We start from the raw sequence: 14,749 nt of genomic DNA on the forward strand, positions 1-14,749 counted from the left end.
TTTCATTGCCTCCTTACAGCTGCACGCCCGAGAAGGACATGAAGCCCAGGGACATCAGACCGATGGTGATGAAGGTGATGCCCAGGCCCTGCAGGCCATCCGGCACGTCGCTGTACTTCAGCTTCTCGCGGATGGCTGCCAGCAGCGCGATCGCCAGGCCCCAGGAGAAGCCCGAGCCCAGCCCGTACACCACCGACTCGCTGAAGTTGTAGTCGCGCTCGACCATGAACAGCACCCCGCCCATGATCGCGCAGTTGACCGTGATCAGCGGCAGGAACACGCCCAGCGCGTTGTAGAGGCTGGGCACGAACTTGTCGAGCAGCATCTCGAGGATCTGCACCGTCGCCGCGATGATGCCGATGAAGGACAGCAGGCCGATGAAGGACAGGTCCACATCCGGCATACCGGCCCAGGCCAGCGCGCCGTCGGCGAGGAAGGTGTGATAGACGAGGTTGTTGAGCGGCACGGTGATGGTCTGCACCACGACCACTGCGACACCCAGACCGATCGCGGTCTCGACCTTCTTGGAGATGGCGATGAAGGTGCACATCCCCAGGAAGAAGGCGAGCGCCATGTTCTCGATGAACACGGCACGGACGAAGAGGCTCAGGTAGTGTTCCATCAGAAGGCCTCCTTGCGCACCTGGTGTGCCATCTTGAACTGGTTGTGCTCGACCTGGTCACGCTTCCACTCGCGCAGCCCCCAGATCAGGAAGCCGATCAGGAAGAAGGCCGAAGGCGGCAGCAGCAGCAGGCCATTGGGCTGATACCACCCGCCCTCGGTCACCGGCTGCAGGATGGTGACACCGAACAGCTTGCCTGCACCGAACAGTTCGCGCACGAAACCCACCGCGATCAGCACCATGCTGTAGCCCAGGCCGTTGCCGATACCGTCGAGGAAGGACAGCATCGGCGGGTTCTGCATCGCGAAACCCTCGGCACGTCCCATCACGATACAGTTGGTGATGATCAGGCCGACGAACACCGACAGCTGCTTGGACAGGCTGTAGGCAAAGGCCTTCAGCGTCTGGTCCACCACGATCACCAGCGAGGCGATGATCACCACCTGCACGATCATGCGGATCGAGCTCGGGATCTGCGCCCGGATCAGCGACACGAACAGGTTGGAAAAACCGGTCACCAGGGTGAGCGCGATCGACATCACAAGCGCAGTGTTGAGATTGGTCGTCACCGCCAGCGCAGAACAGATGCCCAGCATCTGCAGTGCGATCGGGTTGTTGTTGAAGACCGGATTGAGCAGGACTTCCTTTGGAGTGAGCTTGGCCATGATCACGCCTCCTTCGAACGCAGCTTGGCGAGGAAGGGGCCGAAGCCCTGCTCACCCAGCCAGAAATGGAGCAGGTTGTTGACGCCGTTGCTGGTCAGCGTCGCACCTGCCAGGCCGTCGACCTGATAGGCCGCCATGCTCGCCTGCGGATCGACCGTGCCCTTGACGATCTCGACTGCCAGCTGCCCTTGGTCATCGAACAGACGCTTGCCCGCCCACTGGTTGCGCCAGCGCGGGTTGTCCACCTCGCCGCCCAGGCCCGGCGTCTCCGCATGCTGGTGAAAACCAAGGCCGACCACCGTGTTCAGGTCGCCCTTGAGCGCCATGAAACCGTGCAGGGTCGACCACAGGCCATAGCCGCGGATCGGCAGGATCAGGGTCTCGATGCCGCCCTGTGCATCCTCGATCATGTAGACCGTCGTGAAGCGCTCGCGACGCTTGATCGAGGCCACGTCCTCCGCCTTGGACAGGCGCACGGACTGCTGCGGGTCCTTGGCCGCCTTGAGCGGGTCGAAAGTAACGGCGTCGAAGTCGTCGGCGAACTCGCCGGTCTCGAGGTTGACCAGGCGTGCCTTGATGGTCTCGCCGAACAGCGCACGCACCTGGGCGGCGGGCAATTCCCGCCCGCCCATGCCAGCGATCGCGGCGATGCTGCGCTGCTTGTCGAGCAGGCGATTCTGGGTCTGCAGCGGCTTGAGCGACACCGCTGCCCCGGCCACGAAGACGGAGCTGACGAGACTGACCGCCAGCGCCACCTTCAGGGTACGGGATGTGGATTCCTTATTGGACATCGCGCGCGAGCCTCCGCTTGATGTTGGCCGCCACCACGAAGTGGTCGATCAGCGGCGCGAAAAGGTTGCCGAACAGGATGGCCAGCATGATGCCTTCCGGGAAGGCCGGATTCACCACGCGGATGAGCACGGTCATGACGCCGATCAGCGCACCGAAGATCCACTTGCCGGTGTTGGTCATCGATGCCGACACCGGGTCGGTGGCCATGAAGATCATGCCGAAGGCGAAACCGCCAACCACCAGGTGCCAGTACCAGGGCATGGCAAACATCGGGTTGGTTTCGGAGCCGATGGCGTTGAACAGCAGACTCATCGCCACCATGCCCAGGAAAACGCCGAGCACGATGCGCCACGCCGCGATCTTCATGATCAGCAGCACCGCACCGCCGAGCAGGATCGCCAGCGTGCTGGTCTCGCCGATCGAGCCATGCACCGTGCCGAGGAAGGCATCCCACCAGGTGATGCCGCCCGCCATGATGGCCTCGACGCCGCCCGAGGCGCCGAAGGACAGCATGGTTGCGCCGGTGTAGCCATCGACCGCCGTCCATACCGCATCACCCGACATCTGCGCCGGGTAGGCGAAGTACAGGAAGGCACGACCGGTCAGCGCCGGATTGAGGAAGTTCTTGCCCGTACCGCCGAAGACCTCCTTGCCGACCACCACGCCGAAGCTGATGCCGAGCGCGACCTGCCAGAGCGGCATGTCGGGCGGACAGATCAGCGCGAACAGCACCGAGGTGACGAAGAAGCCCTCGTTGACCTCGTGCTTGCGGATGGAGGCGAACAGCACCTCCCAGAAGCCGCCGACGATGAAGGTGGTGAGGTAGATCGGCAGGAAGTAGGCCGCGCCATGCAGGAAATTGGCCCACAGGCTGCCAGGATCGAAGCCGGCAATGCCGCCCAGCAGCGCGAAGCGCCAGCCCTCCTGGGCCGCCATCAGTTCGGCGTTGGCCGCAAGGATGGTGTTGGCCTGATAGCCGACGTTCCACATGCCGAAGAACATGGCCGGAAAGGTGCACAGCCACACCGTGATCATCATGCGCTTGAGGTCTAGACCGTCGCGCACGTGAGCGGTGGTGCGGGTGACACTGCCGGGCTTGAACAAGCCGGTGTCGATGGCTTCGTACAAGGCGTAGAACTTCTCGTACTTGCCGCCCTTTTCGAAATGATGCTCGATGCTGTCGAGCCAGGAGCGCAGACCCATTCTCAACCCTCCTTCTCGATGCGTGTGAGGTTATCCCGCAGGATGGGACCGTATTCGTACTTGCCCGCGCACACATAGGTGCACAGCGCGAGATCTTCCTCGTCGAGCTCCAGCGCGCCGAGCTTCTGCGCCGTATCGGTGTCACCGACGATGAGCGCACGCAACAGCTGAGTGGGCAGTACGTCGAGCGGCATCACCTCTTCGTAGTTGCCGACCGGCACCATCGCGCGCGGACTGCCGTTGGTCGAAGTCGTGAAGTCGAACAGCTTGCCCGCCGACAGTTTGGATATGTAGAGGTTGAGCACCGAATGCTTCTCCGCACCGGCGCGCAGGTAGTGCAGCATCTCGCGCTGCGTACCTTCCTCCAGGCAGGAGGCCTGCAGGTGATAGCGGCCGAGGTAGGCACAGGCGCCGCGCGAAGTGCGACCACCGAACACCGAGCCGGAAATCACGCGCACTTTCTTGCCGACCTTGACCTCGCCAGCAGTGAGTTCATCCAGGCTGGCACCCAGGCGCGTACGCACCAGGCGCGGGTTCGAAACCATCGGCCCGCCTAGCGCGATCACACGCTCGGTCCACAGCCGGCCGGTGGCGAACAGCTTGCCGATCGCGATCACGTCCTGGTAGTTGAGGTACCACACGCTCTTGTGCGCACTGACCGGATCGATGAAATGGATGTGCGTGCCCGCCAGCCCTGCAGGGTGCGGGCCGTCGAAAGTCTCGCCAGTGATGCCGCCCTGGCCCACGCCAGGCACCTGCGTGCCCTCGGCATGACAGACGACAACGCGGGCGATGCGCGCCAGCACGCGCAGGCCGCGCGCGAAGTCTTCCTTGTACTCGGCGATGACCACGGTGGGGTCGGCCGCGAGCGGGTGGGTGTCGATGGCGGTGACGAAGATCGACCGCGGCTTGGCGTCGATCGCCGGCACCTTGCTGTACGGACGCGTGCGCAGTGCGGTCCACAAACCGGATTCGATCAGGCTTTCGCGCACCTTGGCGTCGTCGAGGGCATCGATCTGCGCATCGCTGTAGCGTGCGAACTCGACGGCGCTGTCGGCAGCGTCCTCGCCCTCCAGATCGATCACCACCGATTGCAGCACACGCTGCTCACCGCGATGAATCGCACTGATCGTGCCGGCACCGGGCGCGGTAAACACCACGCCTGGCGTCTTCTTGTCGGAAAAAAGGACCTGCCCCAGCTTCACCCGGTCGCCGACCTGAACCGCCATGGTCGGCTTCATACCGTGGTAGTCGAAGCCGATGACGGCCACGCTGCGCACGGGACGACCGTCCTCGATACGCTGCGCAGGTGCGCCGGTGATGGGCAGGTCCAGACCGCGTTTGATTCTTATCATGCGCCTCTCGCCCAAAGACTCGTGGGAATGGACGAGACCGCCGTCTGGCCGTCACCGGGCCCCTCAGCCCAGCGACGTCGGGCCGGTCCCGCGTCTACAAACGCACGGATTATAAAAGATTGTTACCGCCCGATCACGCCGAACGATCAACAACTTGCTACCAATCCGTAGTTTCCACAACGCGAACCGGCCCGGTCGGAATGGGCATTACACGCGTTCGAACACCCCCGCGGCCCCCATACCCGTGCCAATGCACATGCTGATCATGCCGTAGCGCAACGCCGGATCGCGCTGCATCGCCGACATCAGCGTCGCGGTGCGGATCGCTCCGGTGGCGCCCAGGGGATGACCGAGCGCGATCGCCCCACCGAGCGGATTGACCCTTGCCGGGTCCATATCGAGCTGACGCATCACGGCCAGCGCCTGGGCGGCAAAAGCCTCGTTGAGCTCGGTCCAGGCGATGTCGCCAAGGCTGACACCGGCCAGGGCGAGCGCGCGCGGGATGGCCTCGACGGGGCCGATGCCCATCACCTGGGGCGGCACGCCGGCGACCGCATAACCGGCGAAGCGTGCAATCGGTTTGACGTCGTAGCGCTTGACCGCAGCCTCGCTCATCAGCAGCACGGCCCCCGCGCCGTCCGACATCTGGGAGCTGTTGCCAGCGGTCACCGAGCCACGCGCTGCAAACACCGGACGCAGCTTGGCAAGTCGCTCGAGGCTAGCGTCGGCGCGCGGCCCTTCGTCGTTCTCGAGCACACGCTCGACCAAGCGCACCGTACCCGCCTCGCCCGGCACATGCGCACGCACGGCATAGGGCGCGATCTCGTCGGCAAAGTGCCCTGCCGCAATCGCCGCGCACGCGCGCCGGTGCGACTCGACCGCGAAAGCGTCCTGGTCCTCACGGCTCACCTGCCACTGCTGGGCAACCTTCTCCGCAGTCAGACCCATGCCGTAGGCAATGGCGAGATTTTCGTCGCGTGCGAAGATGTCCGGATTGAGGCTGACCTTGTTGCCCATGATCTGCGGCATCGCGCTCATGCTCTCGGTGCCGGCGGCGATCATCACGTCCGCCTCGCCGAGGCGGATGCGGCTGGCAGCGTCGGCCACCGCCTGCAGGCCGGAGGCGCAGAAGCGGTTGATGGTAATCCCCGGCACCGCATCGGGCAGGCCGGCCAACAGCGCGCCGATGCGCGCCACGTTCATGCCCTGCTCGGCCTCGGGCATCGCGCAGCCGGTGACGACGTCACCGATCTGGCTGGCATCGAGGTTGGGCACCTTGGCCACCAGCGCGCGCAGCACCGTTGCCAGCATGTCGTCGGGGCGCACGTGGCGGAAGGCGCCATTGCGCTTGGCCACCGGCGTACGCACCGCGGCGACGACGTAGGCGTCCTGAATCTGCTTGCTCATTCTCATGTCCTCAATCAGTTACGCAGGGGCTTGCCGGTCTCGAGCATGTGCGCGATGCGCTGCTGGGTCTTCTCGGTCTTGAGCAGCTCGACGAACTGGGCACGCTCGACATCCAGAATCCACTGCTCGCTGACCCGGCTGCCCGAGTCCACCTCGCCGCCGCACAGCGCAGTGGCCGCTGCACGCGCGACACGATAGTCGTGCGCCGAGATGAAACCGCCTTCCGCCATGTTGATCAGCATCATCTCGCAGGTGGCAACGCCATTGCGCCCTGCCACGGTGACCTGGGGATCGAGCAACGCCGGGCGCCAGGCAGACTCCGCCATCGCCCGCGCACGCCGGATCGCGGCAAACAGGATCTCGTTGGCGTTGAACAGCACGTCGTCGCTGCCGCGGCCGAAGCCCAGCTGTACCGCTTCCAGCGCGCTCTTGGCGACCGTCGCCATGGCGATGGTCTGGAAGGCGTTCTGGATGTAGGGGAACACGTCGCCGCCTGCCGCGCGCTGGGCCATGGCGTGCGCCTGCAAGGCGAATTCCTTGCAGCCGCCGCCCGCCGGAATGAGGCCCACGCCCGCCTCGACCAGTCCTACGTAGCTTTCGAGCGCGAACACGCGATGCGCCGCATGCATGACGAACTCGCAGCCACCACCGAGCGCCATGCCCTGCACAGCCGCCACCACCGGCACCTGGGCATGCTTGATCGCCATCGAGGTGCGCTGGAACTTGGCCACCATCTTCTCCAGCAGGTCGAACTCGCCCGCACGGCAGGCCTCGCCGACCTGTTGCAGGTTGGCGCCGACCGCGAACGGCGCCGGCTGCCAGATCACCAGGCCGTCGAGCTCGCACTCGGCACGCGCGACCGCCTCGAGCAAGCCGTCCATGACCTCGTCGCCGATCGCATGCATCTTCGAGGTGATCGACACGATGCCGATACGCGCATCCTGATCCGCCCGCCGCCACAAGCGCACACCGGCGTTTTCCCACAGCGTTTCGCCGCGGTCGTCGGGCGCCTCGCCGAGCACGCGATCGGGGTAGAGCTGACGCTGGTACACCGGCAGTGCTGCGCGGGCCTTCAGCGAGTTCTCGGCAGCGCTGTAGGAGCCAGCTGGTGCATGCACGTCCTCGCGCTCGAACACCCAGGCCGGCAGCGGCACCGCGGCCATTGCACGGCCATGGGCGATGTCGTCGCGGATCATCTCGGCCACCGCCTGCCAGCCTGCGGCCTGCCAGGTCTCGAACGGCCCCTGCGCCCAACCGAAGCCCCAGCGCATGGCGAGGTCGATGTCACGTGCGTTGTCGGCGATGTCGCCCAGGTGAACCGCGCAGTAATGGAACACGTCACGGAAGATCGACCACAGGAACTGCGCCTGGGGGTGCGGGTGCGCTGCAAGCTGGGCGAACTTCTCCGCCGGGTTCTTCAGCTTGAGGATCGCCTCGACCTCAGGGAACACCTCACCGCCGCTGTCGCGATAGTCCTGCAGCTGCAGGTCGAGCACCTGGATCTGCTTGCCCTGCTTGCGGTAGATACCGCACTTGGTCTTCTGCCCGAGCGCGCCGCGGGCGATCAGCGCCTGCAGCCAATCGGGCGTGCGGAAGTGCGCGCTCCACGGGTCATCGGGCAGTGTCGCCTGCATGGTGCCCACGACATGTGCCAGCGTGTCCAGCCCAACTACGTCGCCGGTGCGGAAGGTGGCGCTCTTGGGACGACCGATGCGCGGCCCGGTGAGCAGGTCGACCTCGTCGAAGGCCAGGCCGAGGCGCTGCGTATGGTGCAGGACCGCGAGGATGGAGAACACACCGACGCGGTTGGCGACGAAGTTGGGCGTGTCCTTGGCGCGCACGATGCTCTTGCCCAGGCGGGTGGTGAGCCAGCCCTCCAGGCCGTCCACCAGCGCCGGTTCAGTGGCTGCCGTCGGGATGAGCTCCACCAGCGGCATGTAGCGCGGGGGGTTGAAGAAGTGGATGCCGCAGAACTGGCTGCGGCGCTCTGCCGGCATGCCCGCCGCCAGCGCCTCGATCGACAGGCCCGAGGTGTTCGAGGCGAAGATCGCCCCGGCCTTCAGATGCGGCGCCACCTTGGCGTACAGATCCAGCTTCCACTCCATCTTCTCGGCGATGGCCTCGATGACGAGGTCGCACTCGCCAAGCCGTGCAAGGTCGCTGCCGTAGTTGGCGGCCTCGACATGACGGACCCGGTCCTTGGCCGCGAACGGCGCCGGATCAAGCTTCTTCATGCCCGCGATCGCCTTGGCGACCACCCCATTGGCGTCACCTTCCTTCGCCGGCAGATCGAACAGGATCACCGGCACATCGGCGTTGGCGCAGTGGGCAGCGATCTGCGCCCCCATCACACCGGCGCCGAGCACGGCGACCTTGCGAATAATCAGTCTGCTCACTTCCACCTCCCTGAAGAGTCCATTCAATGCATCGGACCGGCCGCACGCGTGTCGCGCGACCAGCAAAACGGGGCCCCGCAGCCGCTCACTCGGGCGGGATCGGGCGCTTGCGGCCACGGTCATCGAGCGCGACATAGGTCAGACGCGCCTCGGTAACCTTCACCACTACCGGATTCTCCGGGTCGCGCTCGGCGTAAACCTCCACATCCACTGTCACCGAGCTCACGCCAACCGACACGATCTCGGCGTAGAAGCTGACCAGGTCGCCCACCGAAACCGGCTGCTTGAACGTGAATGAGTTCACCGCCACCGTGGCCACCCGGCTGCGTGCGCGCCGACGCGCGGGGATCGCACCGGCGATGTCCACCATGGACATGATCCAACCGCCGAACACGTCACCGGCGGGATTGAGGTCTGCCGGCATCGGCATCACACGCAGCGCGGGCTGCTTGTGTTCGGGCAGCGCGCAAGGTGCGTTCGTGGTCTGTGACATCAGTCTTTCCTCCATGGTCAGCCAGGCAAGGCCGACGCTTTCCCGCGCGTGGCGAGCAGGTTGAGCGGGCCGCCGGTGTGCGGCGCGAAACCCGTCCCGAAAATGACACCCGCATCGGCGAGATCCGTATCGCCCACTACCCCCTCGCGCACGCAGCGCTCGGTCGCCGCGAGCAGCGGTGCGAGCACGCGCTCGGCCAGGCCCGCAGGCACCGCAGGCGCGGGCGCGCCAGCGCGCTTGCCGCCCTCGGCAGCCGTCTTGACGACCTTGCCATCCTGCCAGCGGTAGTAGCCCTCGCCCGACTTGCGTCCAAGCTTGCCCGCAGCAACCAGCTTCAGCAGGCGCGCGGGTGGCTCCGCCCCGCTGCCGGCGAGCGCCTTGCCGGCAGCAACCGCTATATCCAGGCCGACGGTATCAACCAGTTCGACCGGCCCCATCGGCATGCCGAAGGCCGTGAGCGCGGCGTCCACCGTCTCGGGCGCAATGCCCTCCTCGACGCAGCGCAGGGCCTCAAGCATGTAAGGCCCGAGCACCGCATTGACGAGGAAGCCCGGCGCGCTCTTCACGGGCAGCGGCAGCTTGTCGATGCGGCGCACGAAACCGGTCGCACGGCGCAGCACCTCGGCCGCGGTGGCCTCACCTGCCACCACCTCGACCAGCGGCAGCATCGGCACCGGGTTGAAGAAGTGGACGCCGACCAGTCGCGACGGGTCCTGCAACGCACTGGCGATATCCTCCAGACGCAGGCTGGAGGTGTTGGTCGCGAGAACGGCCTCGGGCCGGGCGCGGCGTTCGAGCTCGGCGAACAGGCTGCGCTTGACCGCCAGATCCTCGAAGATGGCCTCGATGATCAAGTCGGCGCGCGCCGCGCCATGGCCTTCTGGATCGGCAATCAGGCGGTCCAGGGTGAAGCGCACCTGACGCGCATCGCCCTTGTGGCGGCGCTCGAAGAGCCTGGCCGCACGCTGGATGGCCGGTGCGATGCGCTCGACGGACTGATCCTGCAGCGTCACCGTCATGCCGCGCAGCGCACACACCGCAGCGATGTCTCCGCCCATCACGCCTGCGCCGACGACATGCACATGGCGGGGCGCGAAGTCGCTCTCCTTGCCGAAGGCCTTCAAGCGCTCCTGCAGGAAGAACACCCGCACCAGGTTCTTGGCGGTGGGCGAATCGAAAATGGCCTCGAGCGAAGCAGGATCGCCCGCAGGCACGGCGAGTGCGTTGCCGCCATGCTTTTCCCAGATGTCGACGATGGCGAAGGGCGCCGGGTAGTGCTCGCGGCTGACCTTGGCTGCCGCCTGCTTGCGCGCCTTGTCGGCAACGACACGACGCAGCGGACCGTTCATCGCCAGGCGCAGCAAGCGCTCCTGCAGCGGCGGCCGGCGCGCCGGGGCCGCTGCCAGTGCCATCATGCGTGCCGCGGATTCCATCACCCGCGCCGGCACGCAGTCGTCGGCCAGCCCGATGCGCTTGGCCTTCCTCGCATCCACCGCCTTGCCGGTGAGCATGAGATCGAGCGCCGTCGCCGGCCCCACCGCCTGCGGCAGGCGCAGCATGCCGCCCCAGGCCGGGACGATGCCGAGCATGACCTCGGGCAGGGCGAGCCGCGTGCCGGGCTCATCGACCACGAGCCGGTAACGGCAGGCCAGCGCGAGCTCGAGCCCGCCGCCCATGCAATGCCCGCGGATGAGCGCGAGCGTGGGGTAGCGCACCGCAGCCAGGCGGTTGAACAAGCCCCAGCCGCGCTCGACCAGCGCACGCGCGGCGGCCGGCGAGGCAATGCGGGAAAACTCCTCGATGTCGGCACCGGCGATGAAGCCCGCAGGCTTGGCTGATGCGATCACGAGCGCCTTGGGCGGCGCCGCATCGAGGGCATCGAGCACGCGGCCGAACTCGGTCATCACCTCGGCCGACAGCACGTTGGTACTCGCGTCCGCCTTGTCCAGCTCGAGCCAGGCCAGCCCGCCGTCTTCCCGGCGCAGACGCCAGTGTTTCCAGTCGTGTTGCATGTTCTCGCTCATCAAACCGTCTCCACCAGCATGGCGCCGCCCTGGCCACCGCCGATGCAGATCGACGCCAGCCCACGCCCGCCGCCCTTGCGGCGCAGCACATGGAGCAGATGCAGGACGATGCGCGCACCGCTCGCGCCCACCGGATGTCCGAGTGCCACCGCGCCACCATCGAGGTTGAGGTGTGCGGCATCAGGGGCGCCGGGCGCGTCGACACCGAAGTGCTCGCGGCAGTAGGCATCGTCGGCCAGCGCACGCAGGCAGGCGATCACCTGGGCGGCAAAGGCCTCGTTGATCTCCCAGGCATCCAGCGCCTGCGGCGCCAGGCCGTGACGCTGCAGGATCGGCATCGCCGCATGCACCGGCCCCAGGCCCATCTGGTCGGGCGCGAGGCCGGCCCACTGGCTATCAACGATGCGCCCGATCGGCTGCAGGCCATGGCGCGTCACCGCCTCCTCGGAGGCCAGCACCAGCCAGGCAGCGCCATCGGTGATCTGGGAGCTGTTGCCCGGCGTCACGCGGCCATATTTCTTGTCGAAGAAGGGCTTGAGGCGGGCGAGGTTGTCCATCGACGAATCGCGCCGCACGCCGTCGTCGGCCGAGTACACGGTGCCGTCGCGATCGATCAGCGGCACGATCTCGGCGCGCAGGTGGCCGGCATCCTGCGCCGCACACACGCGGCGGTGGCTTTCGACCGCGAAGGCATCCATGTCGGCGCGGGTGATGCCGAACTTCCAAGCCAGGTTCTCGGCTGTCTGACCCATCAGCTGGCCCACGATCGGATCGGTAAGCCCCTTCATGATGCCGATCACCGGCGCGAGATATCCCAGGCGCAGCGACTTCAGCGCGGCAAGCTTCTGGCCCACGCTGCGGGCGGCATACCAGCCCGCCAGCCAGCGCACCATCTTGTCCGAGAACAGCAGCGGCGCATGCGAGAGCGCATCGACACCACCGGCAAGAACGAGCTCGCTGCGGCCGCTGCGGATGTTGGTGAGCGCGGAATCGAGCGCCTGCATGCCCGAGGCGCAGTTGCGCATCACCGTCCAGCCTGGCACTGCGTTGCCGCAGCCCATGCGCAGCGCAACCACGCGGCCGATGTTGACCTCATCGGCCGACGGGCTGGCGCAGCCCAGGATGACCTCGTCAAGTTGGTCGGGCGCGAAAGGCTGGCGCACCAGCAGCGCACTGCCCGCCGCGGTGGCGAGGTCGGCGGCGGTGAAGGGGCCGGGTGCGTTCTTCGCCTTCAGGAAGGGCGTACGCGCACCATCGACGACATAGACCGTCCGGCTCATGCAGCCACCTTCAACGCAGGCGCCGAGCGCGGCGCCTCCTCGAGCGCGGCGCGCAGGCCGAAGTCATAAGGGAAGTCATCGACGCGGATCACCTTGTTGCGCAGCATGTTGCGGCGCTCGACGAGGCGGAACTCCTCATCGCTGATCACGCCGGCTTCGCGTGCGCGGCGCCACACCTCGTCGACATCGCCGCCAGTCATCAACCCGGGGGCGAAGCGGCCATCGCGCTGTAGTTGCCTGAGCTTGGCCTCGACCGGCTCGGCGGCGATCGTCGCCGCGAGCGCCGCCTCGAGCGCGCCCACCGGCTCCTCGATGTCCTCCGGCAGGTAGACATCCGCGGTGAGACGGTCGCGGGTGGCCGAAGGCTCGATGAGCAGCGCTGCAACCTGGTGGCCGAGCTTGTCCGAAGGCACGACATAGGGACGACCAAGCGGGAACACGACCAAGCGACGCAGCAGGAAGGCGAAGAGCTTGTTCGGGAAATTGGCGATCACGCCTTCGAAGGCGAGCTGGATGCGGAACATGCAGTCCCAGATCGCCCAGTGCATCAGCGGTGCATCCGCCGCCTGTCGGCCCTCGGCCTCGTAACGCTTGAGGGTCGCCGTGGCCAGGTACATCAGCGACAGGATGTCGCCCAGGCGCGCCGACAGCTTCTCCTTGCGCTTGAGCGCACCACCCAGGGTGCCCATGGAGATGTCCGAGATGAAGGCGAAGGCGGCCGAGAAGCGGGTCAGCTGCTGGTAGTAGCGCCGCGTCTCGGGCGCCACGTCGGCCGGCACCTTGACGAAGTGCGAGCCGGTCAGCCCCATCGCCACCGCACGCGCGGCATTGGACACCGTGAAGCCGACGTGGCCCCACAGCGCCTTGTCGAAAGCCTCGAGGTCGTTCTTCTGCGCCGAGTGCATCTCGTCGAGCACGTAGGGGTGGCAGCGGATCGCGCCCTGGCCGAACAGGATCAGGCTGCGGGTGAGGATGTTCGCACCCTCGACCGTGATGCCGACCGGAATCTGCTGGTAGGCGCGACCGAGGAAGTTCTGCGGCCCCAGGCAGATGCCCTTGCCGCCGATGACGTCCATGCCATCATTGACGACCTGGCGTGCACGTTCGGTAACGTGGTACTTAACGATCGCCGACACCACCGAGGGCTTCTCGCCAAGATCGATCGCACCGGCCGTCATCACCCGCGCGGCATCGCACAGGTAGGTGTTGGCACCGATCCGGGTCAGCGCCTCCTCGACGCCTTCGAAGCGGCCGATCGCGGTCTTGAACTGGTAACGCACACGGGCATAGGCGCCGACAGCGCGCGCAGTGAGCTTCTGCATGCCGGTGTTGGAACCGGGCAGCGAAATGCTGCGCCCGGCCGCCAGGCACTCCATGAGCATGCGCCAGCCCTGCCCCGCCATGCGCGGGCCGCCGATGATGAAGTCGAGCGGCATGAACACGTCCTTGCCGCGCACCGGCCCGTTCATCCACACCGCGTTGAGCGGGAAGTGGCGGTTGCCGATGTCCACCCCCGGGTGGTCGTGCGGCACCAGCGCGCAGGTAATGCCCAGATCCTCGTCGCCCCCCAGCAGGCGCTCGGGGTCATAGAGGCGGAAAGCGAGGCCGAACACGGTGCACACCGGCGCGAGCGTGATGTAGCGCTTGTCGAAGGAGACGCGCATGCCCAGCACCTCTTCGCCGTTCCATTCGCCCTTGCACACCACACCCGCATCGGGGATGGAGGCTGCGTCCGAGCCCGCCCACGGGCTGGTGAGCGCAAAGGCGGGGATCTCGCGGCCGCGGGCCAGGCCGGGCAGGTAGTGCTGCTTCTGCTCCGGCGTGCCGTAGTGCAGCAGCAGCTCCGCCGGACCGAGCGAATTGGGCACCATCACCGTCACCGCCGGTGCCGAAGATCGCGTCGACAGCTTGGTGATGACCTGCGAGTGAGCGTAGGCCGAGAAGCCCTTGCCGCCATATTCCCTGGGGATGATCATGCCCAGAAAGCCCTTGTCCTTGATGTACTGCCAGACCTCGGCGGGCATGTCCTGCTGCTGGGTGCACGCCCAGTCGTTGGTGAGGCGGCACAGCGCCTCGGTCTCGTTGTCGAGGAAGGCCTGCTCCTCGGCGCTTAGCTTTGGCCAGGGGTAGGCACCGAGCTTGTTCCAGTCCGGGCGGCCGGCGAAGAGCTCGCCTTCCCACCACACCGTGCCGGCCTCGAGAGCGTCGCGCTCGGTCTGTGACATCGCGGGCAGGGCCCCGCGGAAGGCCTTCAGGATCGGTGCGGTCACGCGCTGGCGCCGCAGGCCGTCATGCATGAACACCCCCAGCACGGCAGCCAGCACCGCCATCGCGAGCAGGGTCCAACCCACTGCCCAACCGGCCGCCCAGCCCATCGCCGCAAGCCAGGCCAGCCCTGCCCAGAGCCAGGCAAAAAGTGGCGCTCGCCCGTAGGCGAGCGCACCTGCCAAGGGAGGGAGGGAAAGCAGTAGCAACCAGGTCATCTCTGTCTCCAGAACAACATCAATCAGGT

At 66.7% G+C, this 14,749-nt stretch carries 11 protein-coding genes; all 11 read right to left on the reverse strand.

The annotated features are described in order from the left end of the window. Positions 1-13 precede the first annotated feature (13 nt). The 11 genes from nqrE to LQF09_RS16950 all read right to left on the reverse strand — a co-directional run bounded on the left by nqrE (position 14) and on the right by LQF09_RS16950 (position 14,720). A complete protein-coding gene (nqrE, locus tag LQF09_RS16900; RefSeq protein ID WP_002925764.1) occupies positions 14-622 on the reverse strand; it encodes an NADH:ubiquinone reductase (Na(+)-transporting) subunit E in 609 nt (202 codons plus the stop codon). Next, the gene (locus LQF09_RS16905) at positions 622-1,287 is read right to left on the reverse strand and encodes an NADH:ubiquinone reductase (Na(+)-transporting) subunit D (RefSeq protein ID WP_002925763.1); all 666 of its coding nucleotides are present in this window, start codon (positions 1,285-1,287) and stop codon (positions 622-624) included. The genes nqrE and LQF09_RS16905 overlap by 1 nt, the downstream gene beginning before the upstream one ends. A 2-nt stretch (positions 1,288-1,289) precedes the next feature. After that, positions 1,290-2,078, reverse strand: coding sequence for a Na(+)-translocating NADH-quinone reductase subunit C (locus LQF09_RS16910; RefSeq protein ID WP_002925760.1), 789 nt, complete (start codon positions 2,076-2,078; stop codon positions 1,290-1,292). Then, entirely contained in the window at positions 2,068-3,282 is a 1,215-nt protein-coding gene (locus LQF09_RS16915) for an NADH:ubiquinone reductase (Na(+)-transporting) subunit B (RefSeq protein WP_270068519.1), read from the reverse strand. The genes LQF09_RS16910 and LQF09_RS16915 overlap by 11 nt, the downstream gene beginning before the upstream one ends. A 2-nt stretch (positions 3,283-3,284) precedes the next feature. Then, positions 3,285-4,637, reverse strand: a complete 1,353-nt coding sequence (locus tag LQF09_RS16920; protein WP_002943124.1) for a Na(+)-translocating NADH-quinone reductase subunit A — start codon at positions 4,635-4,637, stop codon at positions 3,285-3,287. 207 nt (positions 4,638-4,844) lie between these two features. Continuing rightward, on the reverse strand, positions 4,845-6,044 hold the full coding sequence (locus LQF09_RS16925; RefSeq protein WP_270068520.1) for an acetyl-CoA C-acyltransferase: 1,200 nt from the start codon (positions 6,042-6,044) through the stop codon (positions 4,845-4,847). A 14-nt stretch (positions 6,045-6,058) separates the two neighbouring features. Next, a complete protein-coding gene (locus LQF09_RS16930; protein WP_270068521.1) occupies positions 6,059-8,440 on the reverse strand; it encodes a 3-hydroxyacyl-CoA dehydrogenase/enoyl-CoA hydratase family protein in 2,382 nt (793 codons plus the stop codon). An 85-nt stretch (positions 8,441-8,525) separates the two neighbouring features. After that, positions 8,526-8,933 carry an acyl-CoA thioesterase gene (locus LQF09_RS16935; RefSeq protein ID WP_002943131.1) on the reverse strand — a complete coding sequence of 136 codons (408 nt, stop codon included), beginning with the start codon at positions 8,931-8,933 and terminating at the stop codon, positions 8,526-8,528. 17 nt (positions 8,934-8,950) lie between these two features. Continuing rightward, positions 8,951-10,957 carry a 3-hydroxyacyl-CoA dehydrogenase NAD-binding domain-containing protein gene (locus LQF09_RS16940; protein ID WP_270068522.1) on the reverse strand — a complete coding sequence of 669 codons (2,007 nt, stop codon included), beginning with the start codon at positions 10,955-10,957 and terminating at the stop codon, positions 8,951-8,953. Beyond that, a complete protein-coding gene (locus tag LQF09_RS16945; RefSeq protein WP_002925746.1) occupies positions 10,957-12,237 on the reverse strand; it encodes an acetyl-CoA C-acetyltransferase in 1,281 nt (426 codons plus the stop codon). The genes LQF09_RS16940 and LQF09_RS16945 overlap by 1 nt, the downstream gene beginning before the upstream one ends. Beyond that, positions 12,234-14,720: an acyl-CoA dehydrogenase gene (locus LQF09_RS16950; RefSeq protein WP_270068523.1), complete on the reverse strand. Its 2,487-nt coding sequence runs from the start codon at positions 14,718-14,720 to the stop codon at positions 12,234-12,236. The genes LQF09_RS16945 and LQF09_RS16950 overlap by 4 nt, the downstream gene beginning before the upstream one ends. Positions 14,721-14,749: the final 29 nt, after the last annotated feature.

This window comes from Thauera sp. WB-2, from assembly GCF_027594845.1.
In the GTDB taxonomy this organism is placed as follows: domain Bacteria; phylum Pseudomonadota; class Gammaproteobacteria; order Burkholderiales; family Rhodocyclaceae; genus Thauera; species Thauera mechernichensis.

Bases quoted from the DNA above. Each gene is read 5' to 3' on its own strand.
- LQF09_RS16910 (WP_002925760.1), bottom strand. From the start codon at position 2,078: ATGTCCAATAAGGAATCCACATCCCGTACCCTGAAGGTGGCGCTGGCG.
- LQF09_RS16945 (WP_002925746.1), bottom strand. From the start codon at position 12,237: ATGAGCCGGACGGTCTATGTCGTCGATGGTGCGCGTACGCCCTTCCTG.
- LQF09_RS16950 (WP_270068523.1), bottom strand. From the start codon at position 14,720: ATGACCTGGTTGCTACTGCTTTCCCTCCCTCCCTTGGCAGGTGCGCTC.
- nqrE (WP_002925764.1), bottom strand. From the start codon at position 622: ATGGAACACTACCTGAGCCTCTTCGTCCGTGCCGTGTTCATCGAGAAC.
- LQF09_RS16920 (WP_002943124.1), bottom strand. From the start codon at position 4,637: ATGATAAGAATCAAACGCGGTCTGGACCTGCCCATCACCGGCGCACCT.
- LQF09_RS16915 (WP_270068519.1), bottom strand. From the start codon at position 3,282: ATGGGTCTGCGCTCCTGGCTCGACAGCATCGAGCATCATTTCGAAAAG.
- LQF09_RS16935 (WP_002943131.1), bottom strand. From the start codon at position 8,933: ATGTCACAGACCACGAACGCACCTTGCGCGCTGCCCGAACACAAGCAG.
- LQF09_RS16940 (WP_270068522.1), bottom strand. From the start codon at position 10,957: ATGAGCGAGAACATGCAACACGACTGGAAACACTGGCGTCTGCGCCGG.
- LQF09_RS16905 (WP_002925763.1), bottom strand. From the start codon at position 1,287: ATGGCCAAGCTCACTCCAAAGGAAGTCCTGCTCAATCCGGTCTTCAAC.
- LQF09_RS16925 (WP_270068520.1), bottom strand. From the start codon at position 6,044: ATGAGCAAGCAGATTCAGGACGCCTACGTCGTCGCCGCGGTGCGTACG.